This is a genomic window from Bogoriella caseilytica (assembly GCF_003752405.1).
GTDB lineage: Bacteria > Actinomycetota > Actinomycetes > Actinomycetales > Actinomycetaceae > Allobogoriella > Allobogoriella caseilytica.
The window spans coordinates 1925513-1952173 of record NZ_RKHK01000001.1 but is presented as its reverse complement, the minus strand read 5'-3'; the positions used below and the strand labels follow the sequence as shown (position 1 = coordinate 1952173).

Here is a 26661-nt window from a genome sequence, read left to right as displayed (position 1 = left end):
CACCTCCCCTCATTCAGTCGGGTACACGCGGAAGAAGACGTCGCCGACGCCGGTCAGTGCGTCGTAGCCGGCGATGCCGTCCCGCAGCACCGTGATGTTGGTGCGGTCACCGAACTTGGTCACGGGCAGGTACTCGTAGAAGGCTTCCTGCAGTTCGTCGGCAGCATCCATGGCCTCGTCCTCTCCGGCGGCGTAGGTGATGCTGTCGATCGCCTCGGAGATGGTCTCGTCCTCGGTCCAGCCCGGCCACTCGGGGTTGAAGAACACGTAGCGGGTGGGGATCGGGGTGGGCGAGAAGCCGGTGATGAAGAAGTCATAGGCGCCCGGATCGGCGCGGTTCTCCAGCACGGTGGCCCAGTCGGTGACCACCATGTCGACCTCGACGCCCACGGCGGCGAGCTGCTGCTGGATGACCACGGCGGAGTCGTAGTGGTCGTCGTACTCGCGGGTGGTGATCAGGCGCAGCGGTTCGCCGTCGTAGCCGGCCTCCTCGAGCAGCTGCTCGGCCAGCTCGGGGTCGGAGACGTTGAAGTTCTCCAGCCCGGCCTCGGTGTACCAGAGCGAGTCCTCCGGCATGAGTGCGCCGTTGAGGTCGTAGAACTGGTCGTCGGCGAAGGCCGCGATCTGGATCTCCTCGGTGTTCAGCGCCGCATTGATGGCCTGCCGCATCGTCTCATCCGCCATCGGGCCTTCGGCCTTGTTGTAGATCAGGGCGTTAAAGCCGGTGTTCTGGATGACCGGTTCCAGGTTGGGGTCGGAGTCCACCTGGCTGAAGTTGTCGAAGGGAATGGCATTGGCGGCGTCGTACTGCCCGGACTGCAGGCCGGACAGCCGCGTGGAGGAGTCGTCCACCAGGTGATAGACGAGGTTCTCGTAAGTGCCGCTGCGGTCCCCGGCCATGCCGGCGGGGTCGCCGGGGGCGGGGGCGTAGTCCTCATTGAGCTCCAGGCGCACGTACTGGTCGGTCACCCACTCGCCATAGGCGTACGGCCCGGTGCCGATGATCTCGTCGGTGCCCTCATCCGGAGCAGCCTCGACCACTGAGGCCGGCATGATGGCCGGCGGGGAGCCGGGGTCACCGAGCATCATCAAAGTGGTGAACATGGCCTCCGGGGTGGTCACCGTGACTTCGAGATCACCGGTGGCCTCGGCCGTGGCACCGCCAAAGAACTGCGTGCCCACGTTCGACAGCCGGAACCAGCGTTCCAGTGAGGCAGCGGCGTCTTCGGCGGTGAGCGGATCGCCATTGTGGAAGGTGACGCCGTCGCGGAGGGTGAACACGATGGTGGCGCCGTCGTCTTCTTCTTCCCAGGACTCGGCGAGCACCGGCTGCATCTCGTTCTCGCTGTCCATGATCAGCAGCGGCTCGTAGATGTTGCGGGAGATGTCGCGGGTGGTGGTGGCGGTGGTGACCACCGGGTCGAGGGTGGGGGGCTGGGCGTTCCAGGCGATGTTGAACTCGCTGACGTCAGCACCCTCGGCCATCGCGGGGGCCTCGGCGTCCTCGGTCTCACCGTCTGCGCCCGCGTCGGGCTCCTCGGTGGCGGGGTCGTCACCGCCGCAGGCGGCCAGCGCCAGAGAGGCGGCGACGGCGGAGAGCGCTAAGCGAGAACGCAGCAGGCCGGGCCGGCGGTGCGGTCGTGTGGAGGGGGTCATGGGGATCCTTCCGGTGGGGCGGCTGGGTGACTCGGGTGCCGGGTTTCAGGAGCGTGGGGTGGGGTTCGGGCGGCGGGGGTTCAGGCGGCCGGAGTGGCGCGCTCGTTACGGCGGGCCCGGCGGTGGCCGGGACGGCGGGTGGGGACGGAGTCCAGCAGAGTGCGGGTGTACTCGTGCTGGGGGTCGGTGAAGATCTGCGCGGTGGGGCCCTCTTCGACGATCTGCCCGCGATGCATCACCGCCACGCGGTCGGCGATGTGGCGCACCACGGAGAGGTCGTGGGAGATGAAGAGGTAGGTCAGCCCGCGCTCGGCCTGCAGGCGCTGGAGCAGGTTGAGGATCTGCGCCTGGATGGAGACGTCCAGGGCGGAGACCGGTTCGTCACACAGCAGGATCTGGGGGTTGACGGTGAGCGCCCGGGCGATCCCGATGCGCTGGCGTTGGCCGCCGGAGAACTCGTGGGGGTAGCGGGTGGCGTGCTCGGTGGAGAAGCCGACGGCCTCCAGGGAATCGTGGACCCGCTCCTTGATCTCCGCCCCGGAGCGCACCCCGGCGATGCGCAAGGACTCGGCCAGGATCGCGCCGATGCGTTTGCGGGGATTCAGGGAGGAGTACGGGTCCTGGTAGATCATCTGGACCGCGGAGCGGAAGCCGCGCTCCTCCCCGCCGCGCAGATCGGCCACGGACCGGCCGCGGTAGTCGATGCGCCCGGAGGTGGGAGCGATGAGCTTCTGCAGCATGCGCCCGGTGGTGGACTTTCCGCAGCCGGACTCCCCCACCAGGGCGAAGCACTCCCCTTCGCGGAGGGTGAAGGAGATTCCGTCCACGGCCGTGACCTCGGAGGTGGTCAGGCCCAAGGCATTGCGGGACTTGTAGACCTTGGTCAGGTTCTCCACGTCGATCAGTGGCCGGCCGGGCATCACGGCACCTCCGTGGTGTCGGTCTCTGCGGAGGGGGTCAAGATGGGGGCGTCGCCGCCGGCGCCGGGATGAGTGGGGGCGACGCCGGCGGCGATCTCCTCCGCGCGCAGGCAGCGCACCCGATGCCCGGAGTCGAGTTCGCGCAATGGCGGCACCTCGGCCCGGCAGGCCTCGATGACGAAGGCACAGCGATCGGCGAAGCGACAGCCCTCGGGCACGTTCGCCAGGGTGGGCACCCGCCCCGGAATGGTGGGCAGCTCACGCTTGGCGCCACCAGCGCCACCGCCGGCCGCGCCGCCATCATCGGGTTCGTCGAGGTCGGGCGTCGCGGCGAGCAGACCGCGCGTGTAGGGATGGCGAGCCGCGTCGAAGAGCGTGGCGACGTCGCACTCCTCGATGATCTGCCCGAGGTACATCACCGCCACCCGGTCGCAGAGTTCGGCGACCACGCCCAGGTCGTGGGTGATGAAGACCGTGCCCATCTCGAACTCGTCGCGCAGATCCTCGATGAGATCGAGGATTTGGGCCTGGGTGGTGACATCGAGGGCGGTGGTGGGCTCGTCGGCGATGAGCAGCCGCGGGCGCGAGGCTAGCGCCATGGCGATCATGACGCGCTGGCGCTGTCCGCCGGAGAGCTGGTGGGGGTACTGCCGAAGGCGCTTCTCCGGCTCGGGCAGGCCGGTCAGGCGCAACATCTCCAGGGCGCGCTCGCGGGCCTCGCCCTTGGAGCAGCGCTGGTGGATGAGGATGCCCTCCATGATCTGATCCCCGATGGTGTAGACGGGGTTGAGGGAGCTCATCGGATCCTGGAAGACCATGGCGAGGTCCTTGCCGCGACGGCGGCGCATCTCGGTTTCACTCAGCTCAAGGAGGTTGACGCCGTCGAGTTCGATGGTGCCGGAGTACTCAGTGGAGTCCTCGTCCAGCAGGCGCATGAGGGATTCCGCGGTCACCGACTTCCCGCAGCCGGACTCCCCCACCAGGCCGAGGATCTCGCCGCGATCGACGACAAAGGAGATCCCGTCCACGGCCGTGACCCGGCCGGACTCGGTCCAGAAGCTGGTGTGCAGGTCGTTCACAGTCAGCACGCGTGCACTCATCGGGCACCTCCCGGTCCATCAGCGCGGCCAGGCCCGTCCGCGCGCCCAGGCCCAGCAGCATCAGGCCCCGCAGCACCGTCGCCCGGGTCAGCACTCCCCACATCGCGGGCCCGGCTGCGGCGGTCCGCACCACCGGCGCGGCTGAGCATCGCCGACAGCGGCCCGCGCGAGGCGGCCGGACGGCGTCGCTGGGCCTTGTTGTAGTGCGGGTCGAAGAGGTCGCGCAGGCCGTCGCCGAGCACATTGATGCCCAGCACGGTCAGCATGATCGCCACGCCGGCGAAGACGGTCATCCACCACGCGTTGTAGATCTGCACCTTGCCGTCGAAGAGGATGTTGCCCCAGCTGGGGTTCGGTGGCGGCACGCCGGCGCCGAGGAAGGACAGCGCCGCCTCCGTGATGATCGAGTCCGCGAACACGAAGGTGGCCTGGATGATCAGCGGGGAGAGCACGTTCGGGGCGATGTTCCGCCACAGGATGCGCGTACCCGAGGCGCCCTGGGCGCGTAGGGCCTCCACGAAGGTCAGTTCCTTCACGCTGAGCACCTGCGAGCGCACTGCCCTGGCCACGTAGGGGATGAACACCAGCGGCAGCGCGATCACCAGGTTCTGGGTGCGCGGACCGAGGGAGACCATGATGGCGATGGCCAGCAAGATCGCGGGGAAGGCCATCAGGCCATCGGAGATCCGCATGAGGATCGCATCGAGCCACTTGTAGTAACCGGCATACAGGCCCACTGCGAGCCCGCCGATCGCCGTCACCACCGCCACGGCCAGGCCGATGGACAGCGAGGTGCGCGCGCCGTAGACCACGCGGGCGAGGATGTCGCGCCCGTAATTGTCAGTGCCGAGCAGGTGCCCCTCACTCAGCGGTGGCTGCAGCCGGTTGACCGGGGCCACCGCGAGTGGATCATGGGTGAGGAAGAGCGGGCCGAGCAGGGCCAGCAGGCTCATCGCTGCGATGATCGTGCCGCCGAACATGACCATCTTGTTGTTCAGCACGCGCCGGAGCATGAGGCGGCGTGCGCCGGGGGCATTCCCGGGCCCGCCCTCTCCAGGCGTGGCGGTGGCTTCTGCGGCGCCAGCGACCATCAGCTGAACCTCACCCTCGGATCGAGTACGGAGTAGAGCAGGTCGATCAGGAGGTTGATCAGCACGTAGCCCACCGCGATCATCAGCACCACGCCCTGAATGACCACGAAGTCGCGGCGGTCCACGGAGTTGACGATGAGCTGCCCGATCCCGGGGATGTTGAACACGGTCTCGGTGACCGCCGCGCCGGCCACCAGGGTGCCGAAGGTCTGACCGATGACCGTGATGATCGGCAGGGCGGCGTTCTTCAGCGCGTGCTTGTACACCCGGCTGCGTTCGGAGACACCCTTGGCGGTGGCGGTCTTGAGGAAGCCCTTGGTGAAGGTGTCCAGCATCGCCGAGCGGGTCATGCGGGCGATCAGCGCGGCCTGCATCGTGCCCAGCGCGATCGCGGGCAGCACCAGGTAGCGCAGATGCTCCCCCAGCCCGCTGGAGAGCGGAGCGTAGCCGGCCACCGGGAGCCAGCCGAGCTGGACGGCGAAGAGCAGCATCAGGAACAGCGCGAGCAGGAAGCTGGGCACGGAGATGCCGAGCAGGGAGCCGCCCATGAAGGCCTGGTCCACGATGGTGCCGCGGCGCTGGGCGGCCATGATGCCGGCGGGTATGGCGATGGCGATCGCGATGATCTGGGCCATGAGTGCGAGGGAGAGGGTGGGTGCCAGCGCGGTCATCAGCACCTCGGTGACCGGGCGGCGGATGAAGTAGGAGGTGCCCAGATCACCGGTGAGCACGCCTCCGAGCCAGGAGAAAAACTGCTCGTACAGCGGCCGGGTCAGTCCCATGCTCTCGCGCAGCGCCTGGACTTCGGCCTCGCCGGCGTCGGGGCCGAGCATGACGCGGGCGGGATCACCGGGGGTGATGTGGATGAGCAAGAAGACCACCAGGGCCACCACCGCGAGCACCGGGATGAGCGCGAGCACGCGCCGGATGAAGTACCCCATCAGAGCGCTCCCCACTTCGCCGGTGCGCCGGCCAGGACCGGGGCGCCCGACAGCACCGGTGCGCCGGGCATCGCGGCCGGGTCGAGCCGGCCGTCACGCACCACGAACTGCCCGCCCACCAGCACGTGGGAGATGCCCGCAGCCGGCTGGAGGTCCTCGAAGGTGGCGCGGTCGGTGACCGTGGCGGGGTCGAAGATGGTCAGGTCGGCGTCGCAGCCCACCTGCACGCGGCCCTTGCGGCGCATGGCCGGTACACAGCCCTCCAGGATGGTGGCCGGGAGGTAGCTGGCGCGCTCGATGGCGGAGTTCAGCGACATCAGGCCGAGCTCGCGGCTGATGTGCCCGAGCACCCGGGTGAAGCACCCGGCGCTGCGCGGGTGCTCGAAGGCCTCGTCCGGCAGCGGCCACTCCTGTTCGAGGTCCGCTCCGGTGCGGCGTCCCCCGATCTGCGGGAGCATCGCGTCCGAGGCGACGGCGGTGCCGGGGAAGGTCAGGATCCGGTGCAGGCGACCCATCTGCTCGGGGTCCTCGGGGTCGAGGTAGTCGATCACCACGGTGCCGCCCGGATCGGTCGCGCGCAGCTCGGCGAGCCGCTCGTAGGAGGCCACGCGCTCGCCGGTGGCCAGGTAACGGATGGAGCTGGCCGGCTTGCCGCGGGAGGACATCTGCTCCGGGGAGAGGAAGGAGGCCCCGATCGAGGTGGAGGAGGCGTGGTACGGGTATGCCTCGGTGGTCAGTCGCGCGCCGCGGTCCTGGGCCTGGGCGATGGCGTCGAGCACGAGGTCCTCGGCGAGGGCGTAGGTGGAGTTCACGTGGCACAGATGCACCGGGGCGCCGGTGGCGGTGGCCAGGGCGATGAGTTCCAGGGCACCTTCGACTGCGGAGAGGGGATCGTCGGCTTCCTTGTATCGGCCGTGCACGAACATCGGCACGTTCAGCTCGGCGGCGAGCTCGGCCAGGCGGTACATCTCCACCCGCCCCGAGCCGGGCGAGTAGCCCACGAGCACACCGAAGCCAATGCCGCCCTCGGCGACGCCGTTGCGCAGGCGCTCCAGCACGGCGGAGACCGCTTCCGGTGGGGCCGGTTCCTGCCAGGCAGTCAGGCCCTGCAAGGCCGCGAGGCCCACCGCGCTCTGCCGGCGGAAGCTGCCCGGCTCGGGATCGGGCAGATTCTCCACCTCCAGGATGCGGGCGAGCAGCCAGTTCGCCGCGTAGCCGTAGTTGATGGGACGCCCCTCGGCGGCGGCGCGCTCGTAGGCCGGCGCGACGGGCAGCGCGCCGGCCTCGAGGTCCAGCGAGGTGGTCACGCCGTCCAGAGCCTGCAGCCGCAGGCCGTTGATGGATTGCGCGTGGGAGTGCAGGTCGATGAAGCCGGGCGCGAGGACCAGGCCCGTCAGATCGAGCTGCTCGGCGGCGCCGATGCGCACGGAGTCCTGCGGGGCCGCGCCGGGACCCTCGAGAGCCCCCGGCGTGGTGATCGCCTCGATGCGACCCCGGCGGACGCCGACGTCCCGGATGCCATCGAGTCCGGTCTCGGGGTCGATCACCCGCGCGCCTCGCAGCAGCAGATCGAGCGCTTCACCTGCCATGAAGGACTGTCCTCTCCGCGCATCATCTGATTCGTATCTTCGGCCCGTTCCGGGTTGCGCCCATCTTGCAGGCGTTCTGTTTCAAGGAGGTGAAATCGTCCGAGAAGTGTGGAACAACTCTGTTACAGAAGGATGAAGAACGCGGCTGGGCCTGCGTTACTTGCTCCACGAAGAAGGAGGGATATGATTCAAATATCCCTCAAGCGTTGGCGCTGATCGTGGCGGTGACGTCCGGTTGGGCCACCATGAACACGCGACCTGGCCGCTGCGGCCGGGAGAGAAAGCGAGGCCTCGTGTCCCAGCCCGTGCTCGTCCTCATCGATCCGGTCACGCCGCCGGCGCAGCCGATCCCCGCCGCTGAGCGTCTGCGCGTGCAGCCGGCCGATCAGCCTGCCGTCACGGTCACCGACCTGGGCGTCACCCGCGGCGACGGCATCTTCGAGACCATCGGAGCCGCCCACGGCAAGACCCAGGCCGCCGGACCGCACCTGGAACGCCTGGCGCGCTCAGCCCGGATGCTGGACCTGCCGGAACTGGACCTGGCGATCATCGGCGAGGCGGTGGAACTGGCCATCTCCGAGCACGCCCCGGTGGAGCACCTGCTGCTGAAGATCGTGGTCACCCGCGGCATCGAGGGCAGCGGCCATCCCACCGCATGGGTGTACGCCTTCGAGGGCGAGGACGCCACCGACCAGCAGGTGGGTGGCATCGCCGTGGCGCGGCTCGACCGCGGCTACCGTTCCGACGTCGCCACCACCTCGCCGTGGCTGCTGGCCGGGGCGAAGACACTCTCCTACGCGATCAACCGCGCCGCCGGCCGCGAGGCGGCGCGACGCGGGGTCGACGACGTCATCTTCACCTCCAGTGACGGCTACGTGCTCGAAGGGCCCACCTCCACAGTGATCGCGCGCTTCGGCGATACCCTCGTCACCCCACCGCCGGAGGACCTCGGGATCCTGCCCGGCACCACGCAGGCCGCTCTGTTCGAGATCGCGGAGTCCTTCGGCATGAGCACCGGCTACCGGGCACTGAAGTCCGAGGAGCTGGACAGCGCCGACGGGGTGTGGCTGGTCTCCTCCGGCCATCAGATCCGCCCGGTGCGCGCCCTGGACAACAGGGAACTCACCCGCGACCGTGACCTGGACGCCCGGCTGCTCGCCGCACTGCAGGGACGGGCCCGGTGAGCGCAGCGGAGCACCGATCGCCTGGCGGGGCGCGGTGGCGCGCCCTGGTGCCCGAGGAGCGTTTCGCCGAGGCGATGGCGGCAGCGGGCCTGGACGTCGAGGTGGTGCTGTGGGGGCCGGACTCCCCCGAACCCGCACCGGCAGCAGACCTGCTGATCACCGCGCGACCGACGTCGCCGGAGAACTTCCCGCGCGTGCGTGAGATCGCGGGCTTGCGCCACGTGCACCTGCTCTCCCTCGGATACGAATGGGTGGTGCCGCAACTGCCGGACGGGGTCAGCCTGTCGAACTCCAAGGGCTCAGTGGAGGACGCCACGGCGGAACTGACCCTGGCCCTGGTGCTGGCGGCGCTGCGCGAGATCCCCCGCGCAGTGGAACAGCACCGCGACGAGTTGTGGTCCGGCACCCACTTCTCCGACTCCCTGCACGGCGCGCGCGTGCTGATCCTCGGTTACGGCGGAGTCGGCACGGCAGTGGCACGACGGCTGGAGGGTTTCGCGCCCGCCTCGGTCACCGCGGTGGCCTCCCAGGCGCGGATCGACGACGACGGCACCGCCATCCACGGGGTGGACGAGCTGCCCGAGCTGCTCCCCGAGATGGACGTGGTGATCGTGACCCTGCCGCACTCGGCGGCCACTGAGGGCCTGGTGGGCGCCGGGTTCCTGGGCGCCCTGCGCGACGGCGCACTGCTGGTGAACGTCGGCCGCGGCAAGGTGGTGGACACCGCCGCGCTCGTCACGGAGCTCGAGGCCGGGCGCCTGCGTGCCGCCCTCGACGTCACCGACCCCGAACCGCTACCGGCCGGCCATCCGCTGTGGCGGGTACCGGGCTGCCTGATCACCCCGCACGTGGGCGGCAACACCCACCAGTTCGAGCGCCTGGCGATCTCCCAGGCGGTGGAGCAGGCGCGGCGGATGGTCGATGGCGTGCCGCTGCAGAACCTCGTGCACCTGTGACCAGCGGGATCGTGCGGGACGGGGCGGCAGCGGCCAACGCACCGGTCACGGAGGGGGTCATGGCGGAGGCGGCCGAGGCCGAGGTGCCCGTGGCGGAGGTGGTCGTGGCCGGGCTGCGCGGCCCGGCGGAGATCACGATCGACCGTTGGGGTGTGCCGCATATCGACGCCGGATCCGCACACGACGCCTTCGTGGCCCAAGGGTTCTCCGCGGCGCGCGACCGGCTCTTCCAGATGGAGACGTGGCGCCGCGCCGGCCTGGGACGGCTCGCGGAAGTCTTCGGAGCGGGGTACCTCGAGCGCGATCGCGCCGCCCGGCTCTTCCTCTTCCGCGGTGACCTGGAGCAGGAGTGGGCGAGCTACGGCGCCGGGAGCGGCGGGGATGCCGGCGGGCGCAGTGGCGAGGCCGCCGGCGTTCCGGCCCGGGCCGCCGTCGAGTCCTTCACTGCCGGGGTCAACGCCTGGATCGCGCTGTGCGAGCAGCGCCCGGAGCTGCTGCCACCGGAGTTCGCGGCCCTGGGCTTCCGCCCCGAGGCCTGGAGCCCTGCCGACGTGGTGCGCATCCGGGCACATGGCCGGTTCGGCAATGCGGAGAATGAGCTGGCCCGTCTGCTCACCCTGCGCGACGGCGGGCCGGAGGCCGAGGACCTGCGCGTGCTGCGCCAGCCGGACGCCCCGGTGCGGATCGCTCCGGAGATCCAGCGGATCTGGCACGCCCTGGACGCCTCGGTGCTCGACACCTACCGCCTCGCGCGCGCCCCGGTGACGCTCCCGCATGCCGGCGGCGACGGCGCTGCTGGGGCAGAGCCCGCTGGCGAGCCAGCTGAAGCCGCGCACGCCGCTGAGCCCGCGCACGCCGATCATGCGCAGGGCGAGGGCTCGAACAACTGGGTGATCGCCGGCCACCGCACGGCCACCGGCCGTCCATTGCTCGCCTCCGACCCGCACCGGGTGATCTCGGCTCCGGCGCTGCGGCACCTGACGCACCTGCGCTGCCCGGACTTCGACGTCGTCGGGGCGACCGAGCCGATGATGCCGGGGGTCTCGATCGGCCACAACGCAGACGTCGCCTTCGGCCTGACGATCCTGCCCATCGACGTCGAGGACCTCTGCATCTACGAGCTCAGCGCCCAAGGGGGAACACCACCCCCCGCCACGACGGCCGACGGCGCAGGGCCAGCCCCCGGCGCCCAACTCCGCTACCGCCGCGACGGCCAGTGGCTGGACTTCGAGCGAGTCACCGAGTCCATCCCCGTGGCCGGCGCATCCGCCGCCGTCAGCGACCTGCTGTTCACACACGACGGCCCGGTGCTGCACCTCGACCCCGAGAACGGCTTCGCCGTCGCCCTCCGCGCGGCATGGCTGGAACCGGGGATGACGCCCTACCTCGGGGCGCTGGCCTTCCTAGGGGTGCGCAATGCCGAGGAGTTCCGCGCCGCCATGCCGGCCTGGGGCAGTCCGGGGGCGAATCATGTGTACGCCGACGTCGCGGGCAGCTTCGGCCGGATCGGAGCGGGTCGGGTACCCGCACGCGACGGCACGGACGGCACCGTGCCCGCGGCCGGCGGCGTCACCTGGACCGGCGCAGTCGGCGCGCACGAACTGATCGACGAGCACCGTCCCGAGCGGGGCTGGTCGACGTCGTCCAATCAGTACTCCGTGCCGCCGGACTCCCCGGCTGGTCACACGGCACCCCTGATCACCCGGGACTGGGCCCTGCCCTTCCGGCACGAACGCGTCTGCGAACGCCTCGCCGGCCACAGCGGCTGGACCCTGCAGGAAGCCCGCGAACTGCAGGGCGATCTGCTCTCCCTGCCGGCATGGCAGGCGGTGGAACTGCTGCGCCAGATGCCGGTGACGCTCGATGCCGCCGATCCCGGCGCAGCCGCCCTGTCGATGTTGCTGGCCTGGGACGGCGTCATGAGCGTGGAGTCGCGCGCCGCCCGGGTGGCCGAACGATGGCTGCGGCGCCATCTGCGGCCCGCGCTGATCCGAGCGCGCCTGGCCGCCTCCCTGCCGGCCGCATGCCTGGAGGATGCCGTGCGCCGGGCCGCAGCGGACGTCGCCTTCCCCGACCACCGCATCACGCTGACGCTGCTGGCCGAGTCCATCGCCACCGAGGACGGCGCCACCCTGGTACTCACCACCCTGCGCGGGGCCTACCAGGCACTGGAGGCGGAGCTGGGCGCCCCCTCGCCGGCCTGGGCCTGGGGGGACTTCCACCGCTCGGTGTTCCGGCATCCCCTGGGGCCCGCGGGTTCTCCGCCCGATGCCCCCTGGCCCGGCAGCGCCGAGACGGTTTCGATGGCCAGCTACGACGCGCAGGGTGTCACGCAGGTGGGGGCGAGCTTCGCCGTGGTCATGGACGTGGGCGACTGGGACGCGGCCCTGGCGATCTCCGCGCCCGGGCAGTCCGCCGATCTGCGCAGCCCGCACGCCAACGATCTGGTGGACCTCTGGCGCTCCGGCGGCTCCTTCCCGCTGCTGTACTCCGCGGGCGCCATCGCCGCGCACGCCGAGCACCGCCTGGTGCTGCGCCCGGCGCGCTGAACCCCGCGGGCCGGGCCGCCCGCCCGGCTCTAGACTCATCATGATCTCCCCGAAAGGAACCGGCCGTGTCTCAGCCTGTGCTCGTCCTCATTGATCCCGTCACGCCTACCTCGGCCCCCAGCGCGGAGCGGCTGCGCATCGTCCCGGCCGATCAACCCATCGTGACCGCCGCCGACCTCGGCGTCACCCGCGGCGACGGCATCTTCGAGGTCATCGGCGCCGTGCGGGGCCAGATGCAGGCCACCGAGGCGCACCTGACCCGGCTGAGTCGCTCGGCCCGGATGCTCGACATGCCCGAGCCCGACCTCGCGATCGTCGAGGAGGCCTCCCGGCTCGCGCTGGCCGAGCACGAGCCGGTGGAGCAGCTGTGGATCAAGATCATCGTCACCCGCGGCGTCGAGGGCAGCGGCCACCCCACGGCCTGGGTCTACGCCTTCGAAGGCGAGGACAGCTCCGCCGCGCAGCGGGACGGCATCGCGGTGGTGCGGCTCGACCGGGGCTACCGCTCCGACGTCGCCGCCACCTCGCCGTGGCTGCTGGCCGGCGCGAAGACCCTGTCCTACGCCGTCAACAAGGCCGTGGGCCGCGAAGCCAAGCGCCGCGGCGCGGACGACGTCATCTTCACCTCCAGTGACGGTTACGTGCTCGAAGGCCCGACGTCGACCGTGATCGCGCGCTTCGGCACCACCTTGGTCACCCCGCCGCCGGAGGACCTTGGCATCCTGCCCGGCACCACGCAGGCGGCGCTGTTCGAGATCGCCGGCGAGCTCGGCTACGCCACCGAGTACCGGGCGCTGCGGTCCGCGGAACTCGAGGGCGCCGACGGGCTCTGGCTGGTCTCCTCCGGCCAGCAGATCCGGCCGGTCAACACCCTGGACGGCCTCGAGATCAACCGGGATCGCGAGCTGGACGACGCGCTGCTGGAGAAGCTGCTGTACCGGACGCACTGACGCTGTACCGGACGCCCTTCCGCGCGCCCGCCACAACAACCGGCCGATCAGGCCTTGATGGGAGAACCATGCGCGTGATCGTGCCTTCTGAGGAGATTGCCGGCGCCATTGCCGAGGCCGGCGTGGACGTCGAGACCGTGGTGTGGCGCCAGGACTCAGCTGACGAGGTGCCGGCCGGTGAGTTGCTGATCGGCGTGCGCCCCAGCAACCCGGAGGCCTCGGAGCGCCTCGGTGAGATCGAGGGGCTGCGGCACATCCACGTGCCCTCGCTGGGCTTCGAGTGGGTGGAGGAGTACGTGCCCGAGGGCGTCACGCTCTCGAACTCGGCGGGCACCATCGAGGAGGGCACCGCGGAGCTGACGCTGGCGATGATTCTCGCGGTGCTCCGCGAGATTCCGCAGGCGGTGGACCAGCAACGGGAGGGCCGCTGGGACGCGGGCTTCACCGCGAGCTCCCTCCAGGGCGCCCGCGTGCTGATGCTCGGCTACGGCGGCGTGGGCCAGGCCATCGCGCGGCGGATCGAGGCCTTCGCGCCGGAGTCGATCACGCCGGTGGGCTCGCGCGCGCGGGAGGAGAACGGCACGCACATCCACGGCGCCGACGAGCTCCCGGAGCTGTTGCCGCAGGCCGACGTCGTGGTGGTGAGCCTCCCGCACACGGACAAGACCGCCGGCCTGGTGGACGCGGACTTCCTGGCCGCCATGCCCGACGGCGCGCTGCTGGCGAACATCGGCCGCGGCCCGGTGGTCGACACCCAGGCGCTGCTGGCCGAGCTGAGCACCGAGCGCCTGCGCGCGGCGCTGGATGTCACCGACCCGGAGCCGCTACCGGACGGGCACCCGCTGTGGTCGGCGCCGGGCTGCCTGATCCTGCCGCATGTGGGCGGGGCGACGTCGAAGGTCTGGGAGCTGACGCTGGATCTCATTGTGGAGCAGACCCGGCGCATGGCCGCGGGCGAAGACCCCCGCAACATCGTCGAGCGGTAGGACGGCGCGAGCCCTACCGCCCGGGCCAGCCCTTACGCCTTGAACCGCTCCTGGCGGGTCTCGTTCTCTGCCACCACCTCGGGCAGCACCTCGGCGCCCAGGCCGGCCACACCAGGCACCGTCACCACGCCCTGCTCGGCGGTCACCGGCGGGCTGATGATGTCGCGGGCGTAGTACTTCTCCGAGGCCGAGACGTCCGAGGGCAGGGAGAAGCCCGGCAGTGAGGAGATCGCCACGTTCGCGAGCCGCCCCACGCCGAACTCGTGCATGCCGCCGCACCACACCGGCCATCCGGCCTCGGAGGCGATCCGGTGTGCTTCGCGCGCCACGGTCAGCCCGCCCATGCGTGAGACCTTGATGTTCAGGATCGATCCGGCCTTGAGCTCCACAGCGGTGCGGAGCTCGTGGAGGGTCTCCACCGATTCGTCCAGGCACACCGGGGTCTCGATCTGCTCGGCGAGTCGCGCGTGGTCGAGCAGGTTCCGGGGGTGGAAGGGCTGTTCGATCATGGTCAGGCCGAAGGGGTCGAGCTCGCGGAACACCGCGAAGGCCTCCTCGGCGTCGGCCGAACCGGGGTAGGCGCCGTTGGCGTCCACGTGCACGTCCAGGTCCGGGTAGGTCGCGCGCACCGCGCGCACGGGCTCCACATCCCAGCCGGGCGCGATCTTCAGCTTCACCCGCGGGTATCCGGCGGCCACGTGCTTGTCCACCTGCGCGACCAGCTCGTCGAGGGTCGGCTCGATGCCGAGCGAGACCCCGGCCACCACGGACTCGCGCGTGCCGCCCAGCGCCTGAGCCAAAGGCACACCCCGGGCGGCAGTCCACAGCGACCACGCCGCCATGTTGATCCCGGCCTTGGCGAAGAAATGCCCGCGGATCTTGGCGTAGTAGCCATCGACCTCGTCGGGGTGGTCCCACTCGCTGCCCAACACCGTCGGGATCAGGTACTGCCGCGCCACATCCCAGGCGATCGAGGTGGTCTCCGAGGCGTAGAAGGGCCCCGACGGCGAGGCGATCTCGCCCCATCCAGTCACGGTCTTGCCGTCCTCCTCACCGGTCATCTCCACCAGCAGGTGACGCAGGGAGGATTTGCGGTGCGAGGAGGTCTCGAAAGAGTGGACCAGGGGCAGCTCGACGTCGTGCAGCACGATTTCGGTGACGCGCATCAGTACAACTCCAGGTTTCTGGCGAGGGTGTCGCGCTCGGCCAGACGGCGGCGCGCCCCCTTGGCCGAGGCGGTGGTCAGGGCGGTGAGCAGGTGGATGACGGTGACCATGGCGGTGGCCGAGTCGGTGACCGAGGCGGAGGTGGTGGGGACGACGACGGCCTCGGTGGCGTGCGGCAGGAGCGGCGAGTCGGGCGAGTCGGTGATGGCGACCACGCTCCCACCGCGCCGGGTGTACTCCTGGACGAAGCGTGCGGTATCGCGCCGGTAGCGGCGCACCGAGAAGGCGATCAGGACGTCGGTGGCGCGCACGTCGGCGAGGACGTCCATGGCCCGCCCGCCCTCGCCGTCCACGAGGTAGACCTGGGAGAGGCCGTAGGAGAGGTCGAACTCCAGCAGCCGGGCGAAGACCGCGGAGCGGCCAGCGCCGGTGACGTAACGCCGCCGGGCGCCGACGACGACGGCGGCCGCACGGGCCACCGAATGGTCCTCGGCAACGGCGGCCCAGACCTCGTTGAGGGTCTCGCGCTCCTGGCGGATGACGCGGGACTGCAGCTGGTTGGCGGCCACGCCCGCACGCACGGAGGCCATGCGGGCGCCGTAGCGGTCGGCCGGTGAGCGCAGCTCGGTGTCGGGGGCCTCGGCGGTGGTGCCAGTGGTGGTGTCGGGCTCGGCGGTGCCAGGCTTCGTGCCTTCGGCGCTCATGCGTCCGGCCGCTCGAAACGGTAGACCGCTACGTTCGCTTCTGGGGCGCTCACCCGGCGGCAGGAGACCGCCTCGTAGCCGCGCTCGAAGATCTCCGCGAATCGGCCACGGAGCGCCGTGCCGATCTCGGTGTGCGGGCCGGCCGGCTCGGTAGGCAGCCCGAGCAACAGGGCCTGCCCGTCCTGGGCGAGCTCACCGACCTGCAGCGCTGGCACCGTCTGCGGCGCGACGCCGGCCGGGGTGAGCACGTCGTCGCCGGCGCCCGCACTGGGCTCGAGGTCCCACTCCACGGTGACGCGGTCCAGGCCCGGGCCGATGGCGTCACGGTCGAACCAGCGGCCGCGCGCGCCGAGCACGTCGAGATTGAAGTGGGCATTGCGGGTGATGAGGGGGTTGTAGGTCCAGCGCATGCGGGTACAACCCCGGGTGAGGGCGATCGCAGCCTGCACGTTCTTCAACACCCGACCGATGCCGCGACCCTGTAGTTCCGGGGCGATACCGGCCACCTGCGAGAAGTGGTACACGTGCGGATCGGCAGGATCGGTCTCGACGGCCGTCCAGCCCAGGGCGAAGGCCTGCAGCGCGCCGTCGGTGGAGATCGCGCCCACCACGGTGCCGCCATGGGCGGCGAGGTTGGCGAGCAGGCGCGGGTTCAGGCCGTCGTCCGGGCCGTCGTAGCCGAAGACCTTGCGGTAGAGCTGGCAGAGCGCGGCGAACTCCTCGTGCCGCTGGAGCGAACGCACCTCCAGACCGCCGTCGAGCACGGCGGTGGTGTCGGTGCGGGGACTACCGGAGGCCGGGGTGGAGAGGAAGGGCCCGGCGGTGGCGCTGTGCATGCAATCTCCCTGAGATACGTTTCGTATCATTGTGGCATGACTGACCAACTCGCCCGATCCGGCGCCTCTCTCCTGGAACTTGCTCGCAACCACCACGGCGACGCGATGCGTCTTCTGGAGCAGATGGTCACTACCGAATCCCCCACCGGTGACGCCGAGGGCGTGAATGCGGTCAGTGCCCAGGTGGTGGAGATATTCGCCGCACACGGCGCGCAGGTAAGCGAGCACACCGGCGAATGGGGCACCCACCTGGTGCTCGAGATTCCCGGGCGCGGCACGCGAGCGGACGCGATGCCGGTGCTGCTCGTGGGGCATTCGGACACCGTCTGGGCGCGCGGCACCCTGGAGGACATGCCCTACCGGATCGAGGACGGCGTGGCGTACGGGCCGGGAGTCTTCGACATGAAGTCCGGAATCGTGGTGATGGATGTAGGGCTGCGTGTGGCGCGCGAGGCCGAGCTCGATCACCCGCCGGTGCAGATCATCATCGTGGGTGACGAGGAGATCGGCTCCCCCACCTCCCAGGAGCTGTTGCGTGACGTGGCGCGCGGGGTGCGGGCGGCGATCGGTTTCGAATCCCCCCACCCCGACGGCGCACTGAAGGTCGGCCGGCTGGGCTCGACCCGGGTGCGGCTCGCGGTGACCGGACGCGCGGCGCACGCGGCGCTGGACCCCGAGTCCGGGATCAACGCCATTGATGAGCTCGCCGATCAGATCGTGGCGATCCGTGCGATCGTGGCTGCCGCCGAGCAGGCCGAGGCAGAGCGCTCTGGCCCCGGGGGCGTGCTATGCAATGTGGGCACGATCGGCGGTGGCGGGAAAGCCAATGTGGTGCCGGCTCAGGCCTGGGCCGAGATCGGCCTGCGTTTCCGCACCGGCGAGGTGGAGCAAGAAGTGCTGGGCGCCCTGCAGTCCCTGACGCCGGTCCGCGCAGGCGCGGTACTGGAGGCGGAGCTGCTCTCGAACCGGCCCGCGTGGGCCGCGGGCGAGAGCTCCGCGGAACTGATGGAACTGGTCGAGCAGGCCGCGCAGGAGGCCGGGCTGCCCGAGGTGGGGGGCTACCCGGCGGCCGGGGCTGGTGACACCAACCTGCTGGGTTCCCTGGGGGTACCCACGCTGGATGGCTTCGGGCCGCGGGGCGCCGGCGCGCACGCGGTGCACGAGCAGGCCGTGGTGGAGTCCCTGGACGAGCGCGCCGCACTGCTGGCGGGATTGCTGGGCCGGTTGTGACTCCTCCTGCGGGTTGATCTCGCCAGGGAGACGATCTCCCTCCCCTCACGCCGGACCGGCGCCTCGCAGGAACTGTGCGATCGCCGCGTCGACCAGGCCGTCGAGCAGCTCAGGCCGGATCATGTCGCCGTTGATCAATGTGGCGATGCCCTGCATGGTGGCGAACAGGACGATCCCGATCTTCTCGGGGTCTCCAGCGGCCAGCGCGCCGTCGGCCTGGCCCTGCACGATCACCTCGTGCATGAGGGTCAAGCCGGTGGATGCGGCCTCGGCTACGCGCTCGGCGCCGGGCCGGTGCTTGCTGGTGAACATGAGCTCCAGGAGCGCCGCGTCCTGCGTCGCGAAGCGGATGTATGCATGCACGAGAGCGCCGAGCCGGGGCGCGAATGCCTCCCCCGCCTGCTCCAGGGCGGAGCGCAGCTCGGCGTCCAGGCGCTCGAACCCGGTCACGGCGAGGGCGTCGAGGAGTTCCTGCCTGTCGCGGAAGTGCCGGCGAGGAGCCCCGTGGCTCACCCCGACATCCCTGGCCAGCTCACGCAAGGAGAGCTGCTCGATCCCCTGCTCCCGCAGGGTGCGTTCGGCGGCTGCCAGCAGGGCGGGCCGCAGCCGCCCGTGATGATAGGTCCGCTCGTTCGCTTCAGTCACGACGCCGATCCTAAGCGATGTTGCCGTTGACAACACTGTAGACACTGCCTACATTCGATCCATGACCTCTTTCTCCACCGCAGACATCCCGGACATGACCGGCAAGACCGTCGTCATCACCGGCGCCAACAGCGGCCTCGGCCGATCCAATGCCCGGGAACTCGCGGCCCGGGGCGCTCGCGTCATCCTGGCCGTGCGCGACCTCAGCAAGGGCCGGGACGCCGCCGCCACCATGACGGGCGACGTCGAGGTCCGGCACCTCGATCTCACCGATCTCTCCTCGGTGCGCGCCTTCGCCGAGAACCTCGCCGAGCCGGTGGAGGTCCTCATCAACAACGCCGGCGTGATGGTGCCACCACTGGGCCGCACCGCTGAGGGTTTCGAGCTGCAGTTCGGCACCAACCACCTCGGCCACTTCGCGCTGACCAATCTGCTCCTGCCGAGGATCACCGGGCGAGTGGTCACCGTCTCCTCCAACGGGCACCGGGCGGGATCGATCAACTTCGAGGACCTGAACTGGAATCAGCGGCCCTACCGCGCCATGCAGGCATATGGGCAGTCCAAGCTCGCCAACCTGCTGTTCTCCGCCGAACTCCAGCGCAGACTCACCGCAGCCGGCTCCCCGGTGCTCGCCACCTCGGCGCATCCCGGCCTCGCCTCCACCAACTTGCTGAAGTCCCCCGGCAAACGGCCCCGGCTCGAGGCTTTCCAGCAGTGGTTCCTGCATGGGCTCGCCCAGAGTGACGACGACGGCGCCCTGCCCACCCTGTACGCGGCCGTGGCGGACATCCCGGGTAACAGCTACGCCGGGCCGGGCGGTCTCCTGCAGAGCCGCGGCGCCCCCAAGCTGGTCGGCCGCTCCCGGGCAGCCCGCGACGGCGACCTCGCCCGCCGGCTGTGGACGGTCTCCGAGGAACTCACCGGCGTCACCTTCCCCCTGGGGAGCAACGCCACCCCCGCCTAACGCCGCCCGCGCGACACAACCGACTTCCCACCCCCAATCCCCCGCGCATGGTCTACCTTCGCGAGCATGAGCCCTTTGCGATGGCGCCGTCGATCCACCGACCGCCCCGCCAGAACGCCAGCCCCCGCACCCCAGGCAGTCCCCATTCCCCCACCGCCAGCCCCCTCACCGGTGGCCACCCTCTGGTCTGACGGGCTCGGGCGGCTCGCGACCCGCGGCGTGCAACTCATCGTGGTGGTCGCCATCGGCGTGGGAGTCGTGTTCGTCTTCCAGCAGCTGGCAGTGGTCACCCTGGCCTTGCTGATCGCTCTGATCCTGGCCTCGGCCTTCAACCCCGCGATGCGATTCATGCGCTCGCGCGGGGTCCCTTCCCTGGTGGCCACCCTCATCACCCTGCTCGCGATCGCCGCCGTGCTGAGTCTGGCCGTCTGGCTCGTGGTCTCTCAGGTGCGCTCCCAGTGGGATGAGCTGGCCGATCAGGCCCAGGCCGGTTTCAGCGACGTCGTCGCATGGATCAACACCTTGCCCTTCACCGTCGACCAGGCGCAGATCGATGAGTGGATCGAGACCGGTATCGACTTCCTCACCAGCGCCCAGTTCGGCAGCGGCGCTCTGGCGGGCGCCGGAGCGGTGGCGAACTTCATCACCGGCCTGGTGCTGATGATCGTGATCCTGTTCTTCTTCCTTAAGGACGGGCCATCGTTGTGGGCCTTCCTGATGCGACCCTTCGAGGGAGCGCAGCACGCACGCGCAGAGCGCATCGGCAACAAGACTGTCAGCACCCTGGGCAGCTACGTGCGCGGCACCGCCACGGTGGCCGCTGTGGATGCCATCGGCGTCGGTATCGGCCTAGTGATCCTCCAGGTACCGCTGGCCTTGCCGCTGGCGGTGCTGACCTTCCTCCTCGCGTTCATTCCCATCGTGGGGGCGACGGCGGCGGGCATCCTCGCCGCACTCGTCGCGCTGGTGGCCAACGGGCCGATCACTGCACTGCTGGTCATCGGCGTGGTCGTTCTGGTCAACCAGCTCGAGGGGAATCTGCTCCAGCCCGTGCTCATGGGCCGCACCCTCAAGCTCCACGCCTTCGTCATCCTGGTGGCACTGACCGTGGGCACCCTGCTCGGCGGTCTTGCCGGGGCCGTGCTCGCGGTGCCGTTCACCGCGGTGGTCTGGGGCGCCATCCAGGAATGGGAAGGCCCCGGCGTGCCCGCCCGATGGGCCCGGCCCAAAGCCATCGACGTCTAGGGCGGCCGACGTCTAGGCCCTGCCATGCGAACGAGGCCGATACGGCGCCACACCATGGAGGTCCGCACCGGCCCGCGCACCAACTTCGGGCAAACCCGCGGCTGAGCGCTGAACAACCCGTGCAGCGTGGACATTCTTCATGCCAATTGAATAATTGGCGGGGGGCCGCATTTGCCGTGAGGACTGTTTGCCATATTGTCTTGGCATTACCACCTTCCCCCAGGTGCGACCGTGATTTACAACAGTAGACGACCGTTTATGCCTACTATGATCTGGATCACTTATCGATTTGATGGTTGCCAAGGCCCTCGACTAACGGCAATAATCACCGCGAACGTAAATTCCTTCTGGAAGTGCGTAGTGGACGAAGAAGTCCCCTCTTAGGTCGTTCATCCTCACCGGGCCGTCCATTTCTGTGCTTTCGCGCGCACAATCGGTGGCAACCACACAGACTCTCTGGGGGAGATATGCCAAACAAGATGACTAAAGGTGCCGTCGCGATCGGCGCTGGAGTCGTGCTGCTGCTCGGCGGCGCCGGCACCTACGCGCTCTGGTCCGTCACCGAGACGCTCGACGGTGCGGTCGCAACCGGTGACCTCAACCTCGAGCTAGACGGCGCCGGCACCTGGGAGATGAACGGCGAGGCCTTCGACCCCGCGACGGACCACATCGTCCCGGGTGACACCGTCACTTACACCCAGGCGCTGACCGTCACCGCCGTCGGCGAGAATCTGAACGCCCGGCTCAGCATCAACGAGGACGCTGCGATCGTCCCTGGCGGACTGGAGCAGTACTTCGACATCGACCTCGCCGTGGACACCGGTTGGGACTCGGATGCCGCAGGCTTCATTGTGCCGTCCACCGACCCCGGAGTCCCCTACGAGATCGAAGCCGTGGTGACGCTGGAGTTCGACGAGACCACTCCCAACCGCGAGGGGACCACCACGGACGTGGACTTCGGCGAGATCGCCTTTACGCTCGAGCAGACTCCCGTGAGCTAATCACTGACAGGCCTATCCACGCGATGTTCCGCAAGGGCACACTCACCATCGCCGTCGCCATCATTCTGGTGGCCGCAGGCGGCGCGGTCGCCCATGCTCTCTGGCAGAGTCAGCAACCAGTGTCGGACGTGCAGATTCGATCCAGTGACTTCCAGGTCTCCGCTCAGTGGATCACCGCTCCCACACTCACCGCCATGTTTCCTTACGACCCAAACAACGCGAACTTGGTGGACAACCGCCGGGAAGGCACTGCGCAGGTCACTCTCCATAGTGCCGCGCAGTCCCAGATCACCGTCCAGCACGACCCCAGCGGCGGCCTCGGTTCCCATCTGCACGGGGTGTGGCATCCGAACGCCGACTGCACCGGCACCGCTCGCCCCATGGGGGCCGCGAACCCGCAGCCGCTCGCCGGTGGAGAGTCCATCGACATCTGCGTGCGCTTCTGGGTGACAGCGGCCGCTCCGCAGAACACCAGCGGAGACACCACTGTCATCGTGGAAGCCAGGCAGATCCGACCATGAGCACACAAGCGAGGCGTTTGCCCCACCGCCGACTGGCCCTCATCATCGTGCTGGTTGCCGTTCTCATTGGCGCTCCGACGACGTCTTACGGCCTATGGAGCCACAGCGCATCACTGCCGCCCAGGGACACCTCGACGTCCACGGTGGCCACTCCCAGTAATGCCACCTGCACCACCGAGGCCGAGCCGGGAGAGCCGCTCTGGCGGTCCGCCCGCATCCGATGGCAGACCGCCGGGTACCCCGTCGGAACGACCTTTCAGCTTCGCCTCAGCCCGTCGAACGGATCTGCACCGCAGACCGTCAGCGTGGGGACTGTCGACAACTACCTCATCACACGTGGCCTGTTGAGCGGCCTGGTCGGAGGACTGCTCGAACTCCTTCTGGGAGGAGGCAGGATTGGCGTCAACGTCATCGCGGTGCATCCATCAGGCTGGACCTCGCAGCTGAGCAGCCCAACACTTCAGGTGCGTGGCCAGGAGACCTCAGTCCTCCCCGTGATCCTTGGTGGAGTGCGCTGTGCCTGACTCCCGCCCTCTCCTCCGCCTCCTCGGCCGTGTTCTCGGCGCCTTGGCGCTGACCATCGCGCTCGTCGTCGCACTCGCGACCATCGTGGTCCCGAAGCTGATGGGCGCGATGCCCTACACCGTGCTCACCGGCAGCATGAGCCCCGCGATGGAGCCTGGTGCCCTCGCGATCGTGGCTCCCACCGAAGCCCAGGAGATCCGCATCGGCGATGTGGTCACCTATCAACCGCGCCCGAACGACCCCGCCGTGGTCACCCACCGGGTGATCGGCATCAACGTGAGCGCAACCGGCACCACCTTCACCACCCAGGGCGATGCCAACACTCGCACCGACCCCCACCCGGTGGTTCCTGAGCAGATCCGGGGCACGGTCGCCTACGCCGTGCCGTGGATGGGACATGTGAACTCCAGCCTGAACGCCGGCTCACGCAGCTCCCTCATGGTCGGCGCGGCCTGCGCGCTGATCCTCTACGGGCTCTGGCAGGTCGGCTCGGGTATCCATAGCCGCACGCCCGCCCGCATCCGGGAAGGTGAGCAGGCAGCCTGATGCGCCGCCTGGTGATGCTGGCGTTAGCCGCGGTCCTGCTGTCCGGATGGCCCTCCCCTGCCTCCGCAGCACCCGCGCCGAGCCTGGAGTTCTCCGAGGACGGCGCGCTGTGGTCCGCGACCCCGCACACACTCTTCGACAACACCATGCTCGTGCCTGGTTCCACGGTGGTGGAGGAGTTCTGGGTACGCCACCACGGCGACGACCTTGCGCGCGTCCACCTGCATCTTGAGGATCGCTTCAGCCCGGCGAACGATCCCGAGCTGCACGAGTGGATCACCATCTATCTCCGCGGTGAGGTTGTTGAGCCGGGCGAGATCCGACGTGGACCGCTGGCCCCGCCCGGCGCACCCGTTGCGATCCACATCGAGGTGGCCATGGCCCCGGACGCGCCGCCTGCTTCGCGCCAACGCCAAGCCGAGATCATCTCGGCGATCACCATCGCCGCTGAGGCCACGCAGCCAGTCGACCCGGTCGATCCAGTTGATCCAGTTGATCCAGTTGATCCAGTTGATCCAGTTGACCCCAGCGCACCCGGCGCTCCGCCGGATGGCGCAGGACCGCCGCCGGGCAGCCCTGTTATCCCTGGCGACCCCGGGGGCGGCCTGAGTGAGACCGGCGCGCGGGTCGCCACAGCAGTATTGGCTGCCCTGGCCCTCCTGGCCTTGGGCGGCCTGCTCCGCCGCTACGGACGGCCGAGCGCCCGATAGCTCCATCCGGCGCCACGCCACCGCTGCGGATCGAGCACGTTCCGGCCGTCGAGCATGCGTTTGCCGGCCACGACCTGACCGAAGTCATGGGGATCAAGGCCCCGGAACTGCTTCCATTCGGTCAGCATCAACACCAGCTCGGCCCCGCGCGCCGCCTCCTCGGCCGAATCCGCGAAGGCGAGCGTGGGCCACACGCGCGAGGCGTTCTCATTGGCCTGGGGGTCGGTGACCACTACCTCGGCGCCCTGGAGTTGCAGCTGGGCAGCCACGTTCAGCGCGGGAGAGTCGCGCACGTCGTCCGACTCGGGCTTGAAGGCTGCGCCCAGAACCGCGATGCGCTTGCCGGCCACCGAGCCGCCAAGTTCCTCGCGCGCCAGATCGACCATGCGGGTACGACGGCGCAGGTTGATCGCGTCGACCTCACGCAGGAAGTGCAGTGCCTGATCGGCGCCGAGCTCGCCGGCACGCGCCATGAAGGCGCGGATGTCCTTGGGCAGGCAGCCACCACCGAAACCGACGCCGGCGTTGAGGAACTTGCGGCCGATGCGGTCGTCCAAGCCGATGGCATCGGCCAGAGCCGTCACATCCGCTCCCGTGGTCTCACACAGCTCGGCCATCGCGTTGATGAAGGAGATCTTGGTGGCCAGGAAGGAGTTGGCGGCTACCTTGACCAGTTCGGCGGTCGCGCGGTCGGTCACCAGCTTGGGGATGCCCTCGCTCAGCGGTGTCGCGTAGACCTCGTCGAGCAAGGCCTCAGCGCGCTGGGCATCACCCGGCTCACCGGCGCTCGGCACCCCGTACACGATGCGATCGGGGTGCAGGGTGTCCTGGACCGCGAAGCCCTCACGCAGGAACTCCGGATTCCACACCAGGTGAGCGCTGGGCTGGGCTTCGGCCACCAGATCGGCCAGGCGCGCAGCAGTACCCACCGGCACCGTGGACTTGCCGGCCAGCAACGCCCCGGGCTTGAGGTAGGGCAGCAGCGCGGTCACGGCACCATTGACATAGGTGAGATCCGCCGCGTAGCTGCCCTTGGACTGCGGGGTGCCCACGCACAGGAAGTGCACTTCGGCCTCGGCGGCGTCGGCGATGTTCGTGGTGAAGCGCAGCTTGCCGTTGGCACCGGCCTCGGTGAGGAGCTCGGGAAGCCCGGGCTCGTAAAAGGGCGCCCGGCCGGCGGACAGCGCCTCGGCCTTGGCGGCATCAGTCTCGACGCCGACGACGTCGTGCCCCAGCGAGGCCATGGCGGCGGCATGGACGGCGCCGAGATATCCACATCCAATGACAGAAATGCGCACGTGCTGCTCCTGTGGTTGGCGGGGGAGAGCAGGTTGAGCGTATCCCCCTTTGTCTCTCGCTGGCCACGCCGGACCACCCCCGGGCAGCACACCGCCGCCACGCCATACCTGTGATGCGACTCATGCGCAACTATGGTCCAAATCCAGGCACTGAGGGTCAATACTTGAGTAGGGGCAAAGCCCCAACCTTCGTAGCGTGCCAGCCGATCCGGCCCCTCTCCAGGCGCGTGACGTCAGAGGTCAACCATCACACCCGCGCACCGCGCCTTGGCGCACTCGAGCGCGCTCACGAAGCTAGGAGCAACATGTCCAAGAAGATGACCAAGGGTGCATTCGCGATCGGAGCCGGCGTCGTGCTGCTGCTCGGCGGCGCAGGGACCTACGCCCTGTGGACGGTCACCGAGGAACTCGACGGCACCGTGCAGACCGGTGACCTCGACCTCGTGCTCGACGCCGAGAGTGCCACGTGGACCCTCAACGGGAGCACCCCGGTCACCGACATCGATGCGCTGCGCCTGGTGCCCGGCGACTCGGTCACCCTGTCGCAGGACCTCCTCGTCACCGCCGTGGGTGACAACCTCAATGCGCAGCTGACCGTGACCGAGGCGAGCGCCCTCGTGCCCGAGTTCGCCGAGCACTTCACCGTGGACCTCGACCTCGACACGGCCTGGAACTCCACGGGTAACGTCGTCGACGTCCCGTCAGCCCAGCCCGGTGCCGCCCCGTATGAGGTCACCGCTCACGTGACGGTGGCCTTCGACCCGAACACCGGCGGCCAGGACGCCACCGACGTCTCGGTCGATTTCGGGGCCTTGGAGTTCATCCTCGCCCAGCAGCCCCGCAACTGACCCCACCAGGACGGTCCTGAATGCTGCGCCGATCTGTGCTGAGTATCGCCGTCGCCGTCCTCCTCGTGGCCGCCGGCGGCACCCTGGCTCACGCATGGTGGCGCGTCAGCCAGCCGGCAGCGGACGTCGCACTCCAGACCAGCGACTTCCGGGTCCACGCACAGTGGAACGAGGAACCGACGCTGACCAACCTCTTCCCGGGAGATGCCCGCACCGCTACTGCCCAGGTGTCCCTGGACAGCGCCGCGCAGTGGCAGTACCGCGTCGACTACGCGAGCTCTGGACCCCTGGCGCCCTACCTCACAGCGGTGTGGTTCCCGAACACCCAGTGTTCGGGAACCCCCCACGCCATGGGGCAGACGAACCCTGCTCTCCTGACCGGCGGAACCGCCACAGAGATCTGCGTGCGGTTCAGCCTCAGCAACACGGCGCCGAGCAGGGTGCAGGGCACCCCCGCCGACGTCACCGTGACCGTCACAGCCGAGCAAAGAAGGTGAACC

General features: G+C 69.6%; 25 protein-coding genes. 14 read left to right on the top strand and 11 right to left on the bottom strand.

The genetic code is table 11. The features are described 5' to 3' along the window. Positions 1-9: 9 nt before the first annotated feature. The 6 genes from EDD31_RS08715 to EDD31_RS08690 all read right to left on the bottom strand — a co-directional run bounded on the left by EDD31_RS08715 (position 10) and on the right by EDD31_RS08690 (position 7297). Positions 10-1656 (bottom strand): ABC transporter substrate-binding protein, encoded by a 1647-nt coding sequence (locus EDD31_RS08715; RefSeq protein WP_123303806.1) that lies wholly within the window; start codon positions 1654-1656, stop codon positions 10-12. An 80-nt stretch (positions 1657-1736) separates the two neighbouring features. Next, on the bottom strand, positions 1737-2576 hold the full coding sequence (locus EDD31_RS08710) for an ABC transporter ATP-binding protein (RefSeq protein WP_123303805.1): 840 nt from the start codon (positions 2574-2576) through the stop codon (positions 1737-1739). Continuing rightward, positions 2576-3676 carry an ABC transporter ATP-binding protein gene (locus EDD31_RS08705; RefSeq protein ID WP_123303804.1) on the bottom strand — a complete coding sequence of 367 codons (1101 nt, stop codon included), beginning with the start codon at positions 3674-3676 and terminating at the stop codon, positions 2576-2578. The genes EDD31_RS08710 and EDD31_RS08705 overlap by 1 nt, the downstream gene beginning before the upstream one ends. Further along, positions 3673-4767 (bottom strand): ABC transporter permease, encoded by a 1095-nt coding sequence (locus EDD31_RS08700; protein ID WP_123303803.1) that lies wholly within the window; start codon positions 4765-4767, stop codon positions 3673-3675. The genes EDD31_RS08705 and EDD31_RS08700 overlap by 4 nt, the downstream gene beginning before the upstream one ends. Further along, positions 4767-5711, bottom strand: coding sequence for an ABC transporter permease (locus tag EDD31_RS08695; protein ID WP_123305350.1), 945 nt, complete (start codon positions 5709-5711; stop codon positions 4767-4769). Before EDD31_RS08695 ends, EDD31_RS08700 begins: the two co-directional genes overlap by 1 nt. Then, complete coding sequence (locus EDD31_RS08690; protein ID WP_123303802.1) at positions 5708-7297, bottom strand: amidohydrolase family protein; 1590 nt, start codon at positions 7295-7297, stop codon at positions 5708-5710. The genes EDD31_RS08695 and EDD31_RS08690 overlap by 4 nt, the downstream gene beginning before the upstream one ends. A gap of 293 nt (positions 7298-7590) precedes the next feature. On the opposite strand from EDD31_RS08690, the gene EDD31_RS08685 reads away from it, so the two are divergent. The 5 genes from EDD31_RS08685 (at position 7591) to EDD31_RS08665 (ending at position 13922) form a co-directional block, all read left to right on the top strand. Next, a complete protein-coding gene (locus EDD31_RS08685; RefSeq protein ID WP_211336092.1) occupies positions 7591-8481 on the top strand; it encodes an aminotransferase class IV in 891 nt (296 codons plus the stop codon). Beyond that, positions 8478-9437, top strand: a complete 960-nt coding sequence (locus tag EDD31_RS08680) for an NAD(P)-dependent oxidoreductase (RefSeq protein ID WP_211336091.1) — start codon at positions 8478-8480, stop codon at positions 9435-9437. The genes EDD31_RS08685 and EDD31_RS08680 overlap by 4 nt, the downstream gene beginning before the upstream one ends. Continuing rightward, positions 9434-11986, top strand: a complete 2553-nt coding sequence (locus EDD31_RS08675; protein WP_211336090.1) for a penicillin acylase family protein — start codon at positions 9434-9436, stop codon at positions 11984-11986. Before EDD31_RS08680 ends, EDD31_RS08675 begins: the two co-directional genes overlap by 4 nt. Before the next feature lie 65 nt (positions 11987-12051). Next, complete coding sequence (locus EDD31_RS08670; RefSeq protein ID WP_123303801.1) at positions 12052-12936, top strand: aminodeoxychorismate lyase; 885 nt, start codon at positions 12052-12054, stop codon at positions 12934-12936. 74 nt (positions 12937-13010) lie between these two features. Then, complete coding sequence (locus EDD31_RS08665) at positions 13011-13922, top strand: 2-hydroxyacid dehydrogenase (RefSeq protein ID WP_170163254.1); 912 nt, start codon at positions 13011-13013, stop codon at positions 13920-13922. Between the two features lie 32 nt (positions 13923-13954). Here EDD31_RS08665 and menC read toward each other — a convergent pair whose 3' ends face one another. Genes menC through EDD31_RS08650 form a run of 3 tightly spaced genes read right to left on the bottom strand, consistent with a single transcriptional unit; the run spans position 13955 to position 16628 of the window. Beyond that, complete coding sequence (gene menC, locus EDD31_RS08660; RefSeq protein ID WP_123303799.1) at positions 13955-15088, bottom strand: o-succinylbenzoate synthase; 1134 nt, start codon at positions 15086-15088, stop codon at positions 13955-13957. Next, positions 15088-15792, bottom strand: a complete 705-nt coding sequence (locus EDD31_RS08655) for a MurR/RpiR family transcriptional regulator (RefSeq protein ID WP_123303798.1) — start codon at positions 15790-15792, stop codon at positions 15088-15090. The genes menC and EDD31_RS08655 overlap by 1 nt, the downstream gene beginning before the upstream one ends. Further along, positions 15789-16628, bottom strand: a complete 840-nt coding sequence (locus tag EDD31_RS08650) for a GNAT family N-acetyltransferase (protein WP_123303797.1) — start codon at positions 16626-16628, stop codon at positions 15789-15791. Before EDD31_RS08650 ends, EDD31_RS08655 begins: the two co-directional genes overlap by 4 nt. A 36-nt stretch (positions 16629-16664) precedes the next feature. On the opposite strand from EDD31_RS08650, the gene EDD31_RS08645 reads away from it, so the two are divergent. Continuing rightward, the gene (locus EDD31_RS08645) at positions 16665-17858 is read left to right on the top strand and encodes a M20/M25/M40 family metallo-hydrolase (RefSeq protein ID WP_123303796.1); all 1194 of its coding nucleotides are present in this window, start codon (positions 16665-16667) and stop codon (positions 17856-17858) included. 45 nt (positions 17859-17903) lie between these two features. Here the strand turns inward: EDD31_RS08645 and EDD31_RS08640 are convergent, their stop codons facing one another. Then, positions 17904-18503, bottom strand: a complete 600-nt coding sequence (locus EDD31_RS08640) for a TetR/AcrR family transcriptional regulator (RefSeq protein ID WP_123303795.1) — start codon at positions 18501-18503, stop codon at positions 17904-17906. A gap of 61 nt (positions 18504-18564) precedes the next feature. Between EDD31_RS08640 and EDD31_RS08635 the strand changes: the two genes are divergently transcribed. The 6 genes from EDD31_RS08635 to EDD31_RS08605 all read left to right on the top strand — a co-directional run bounded on the left by EDD31_RS08635 (position 18565) and on the right by EDD31_RS08605 (position 24015). After that, positions 18565-19467, top strand: a complete 903-nt coding sequence (locus tag EDD31_RS08635; protein ID WP_123303794.1) for an oxidoreductase — start codon at positions 18565-18567, stop codon at positions 19465-19467. Positions 19468-19533: 66 nt separating this feature from the next. Next, a complete protein-coding gene (locus EDD31_RS08630) occupies positions 19534-20712 on the top strand; it encodes an AI-2E family transporter (protein WP_123303793.1) in 1179 nt (392 codons plus the stop codon). A gap of 479 nt (positions 20713-21191) precedes the next feature. Continuing rightward, a complete protein-coding gene (locus EDD31_RS08625) occupies positions 21192-21713 on the top strand; it encodes an alternate-type signal peptide domain-containing protein (protein ID WP_170163253.1) in 522 nt (173 codons plus the stop codon). A gap of 23 nt (positions 21714-21736) precedes the next feature. Next, positions 21737-22234, top strand: a complete 498-nt coding sequence (locus tag EDD31_RS08620; protein WP_123303791.1) for a hypothetical protein — start codon at positions 21737-21739, stop codon at positions 22232-22234. A 516-nt stretch (positions 22235-22750) separates the two neighbouring features. Beyond that, positions 22751-23305, top strand: coding sequence for a signal peptidase I (locus EDD31_RS08610; RefSeq protein WP_170163252.1), 555 nt, complete (start codon positions 22751-22753; stop codon positions 23303-23305). Further along, complete coding sequence (locus EDD31_RS08605) at positions 23305-24015, top strand: hypothetical protein (RefSeq protein WP_123303788.1); 711 nt, start codon at positions 23305-23307, stop codon at positions 24013-24015. The genes EDD31_RS08610 and EDD31_RS08605 overlap by 1 nt, the downstream gene beginning before the upstream one ends. Here the strand turns inward: EDD31_RS08605 and EDD31_RS08600 are convergent. Beyond that, positions 23991-25313: a UDP-glucose dehydrogenase family protein gene (locus EDD31_RS08600; protein ID WP_123303787.1), complete on the bottom strand. Its 1323-nt coding sequence runs from the start codon at positions 25311-25313 to the stop codon at positions 23991-23993. The genes EDD31_RS08605 and EDD31_RS08600 overlap by 25 nt on opposite strands. A gap of 305 nt (positions 25314-25618) precedes the next feature. Between EDD31_RS08600 and EDD31_RS08595 the strand changes: the two genes are divergently transcribed. Together EDD31_RS08595 and EDD31_RS08590 are read left to right on the top strand one after the other, a co-directional pair. Beyond that, positions 25619-26161: an alternate-type signal peptide domain-containing protein gene (locus EDD31_RS08595; protein ID WP_170163251.1), complete on the top strand. Its 543-nt coding sequence runs from the start codon at positions 25619-25621 to the stop codon at positions 26159-26161. Positions 26162-26181: 20 nt separating this feature from the next. Next, a complete protein-coding gene (locus EDD31_RS08590) occupies positions 26182-26658 on the top strand; it encodes a hypothetical protein (RefSeq protein ID WP_123303785.1) in 477 nt (158 codons plus the stop codon). The last annotated feature ends 3 nt before the right edge of the window (positions 26659-26661 follow it).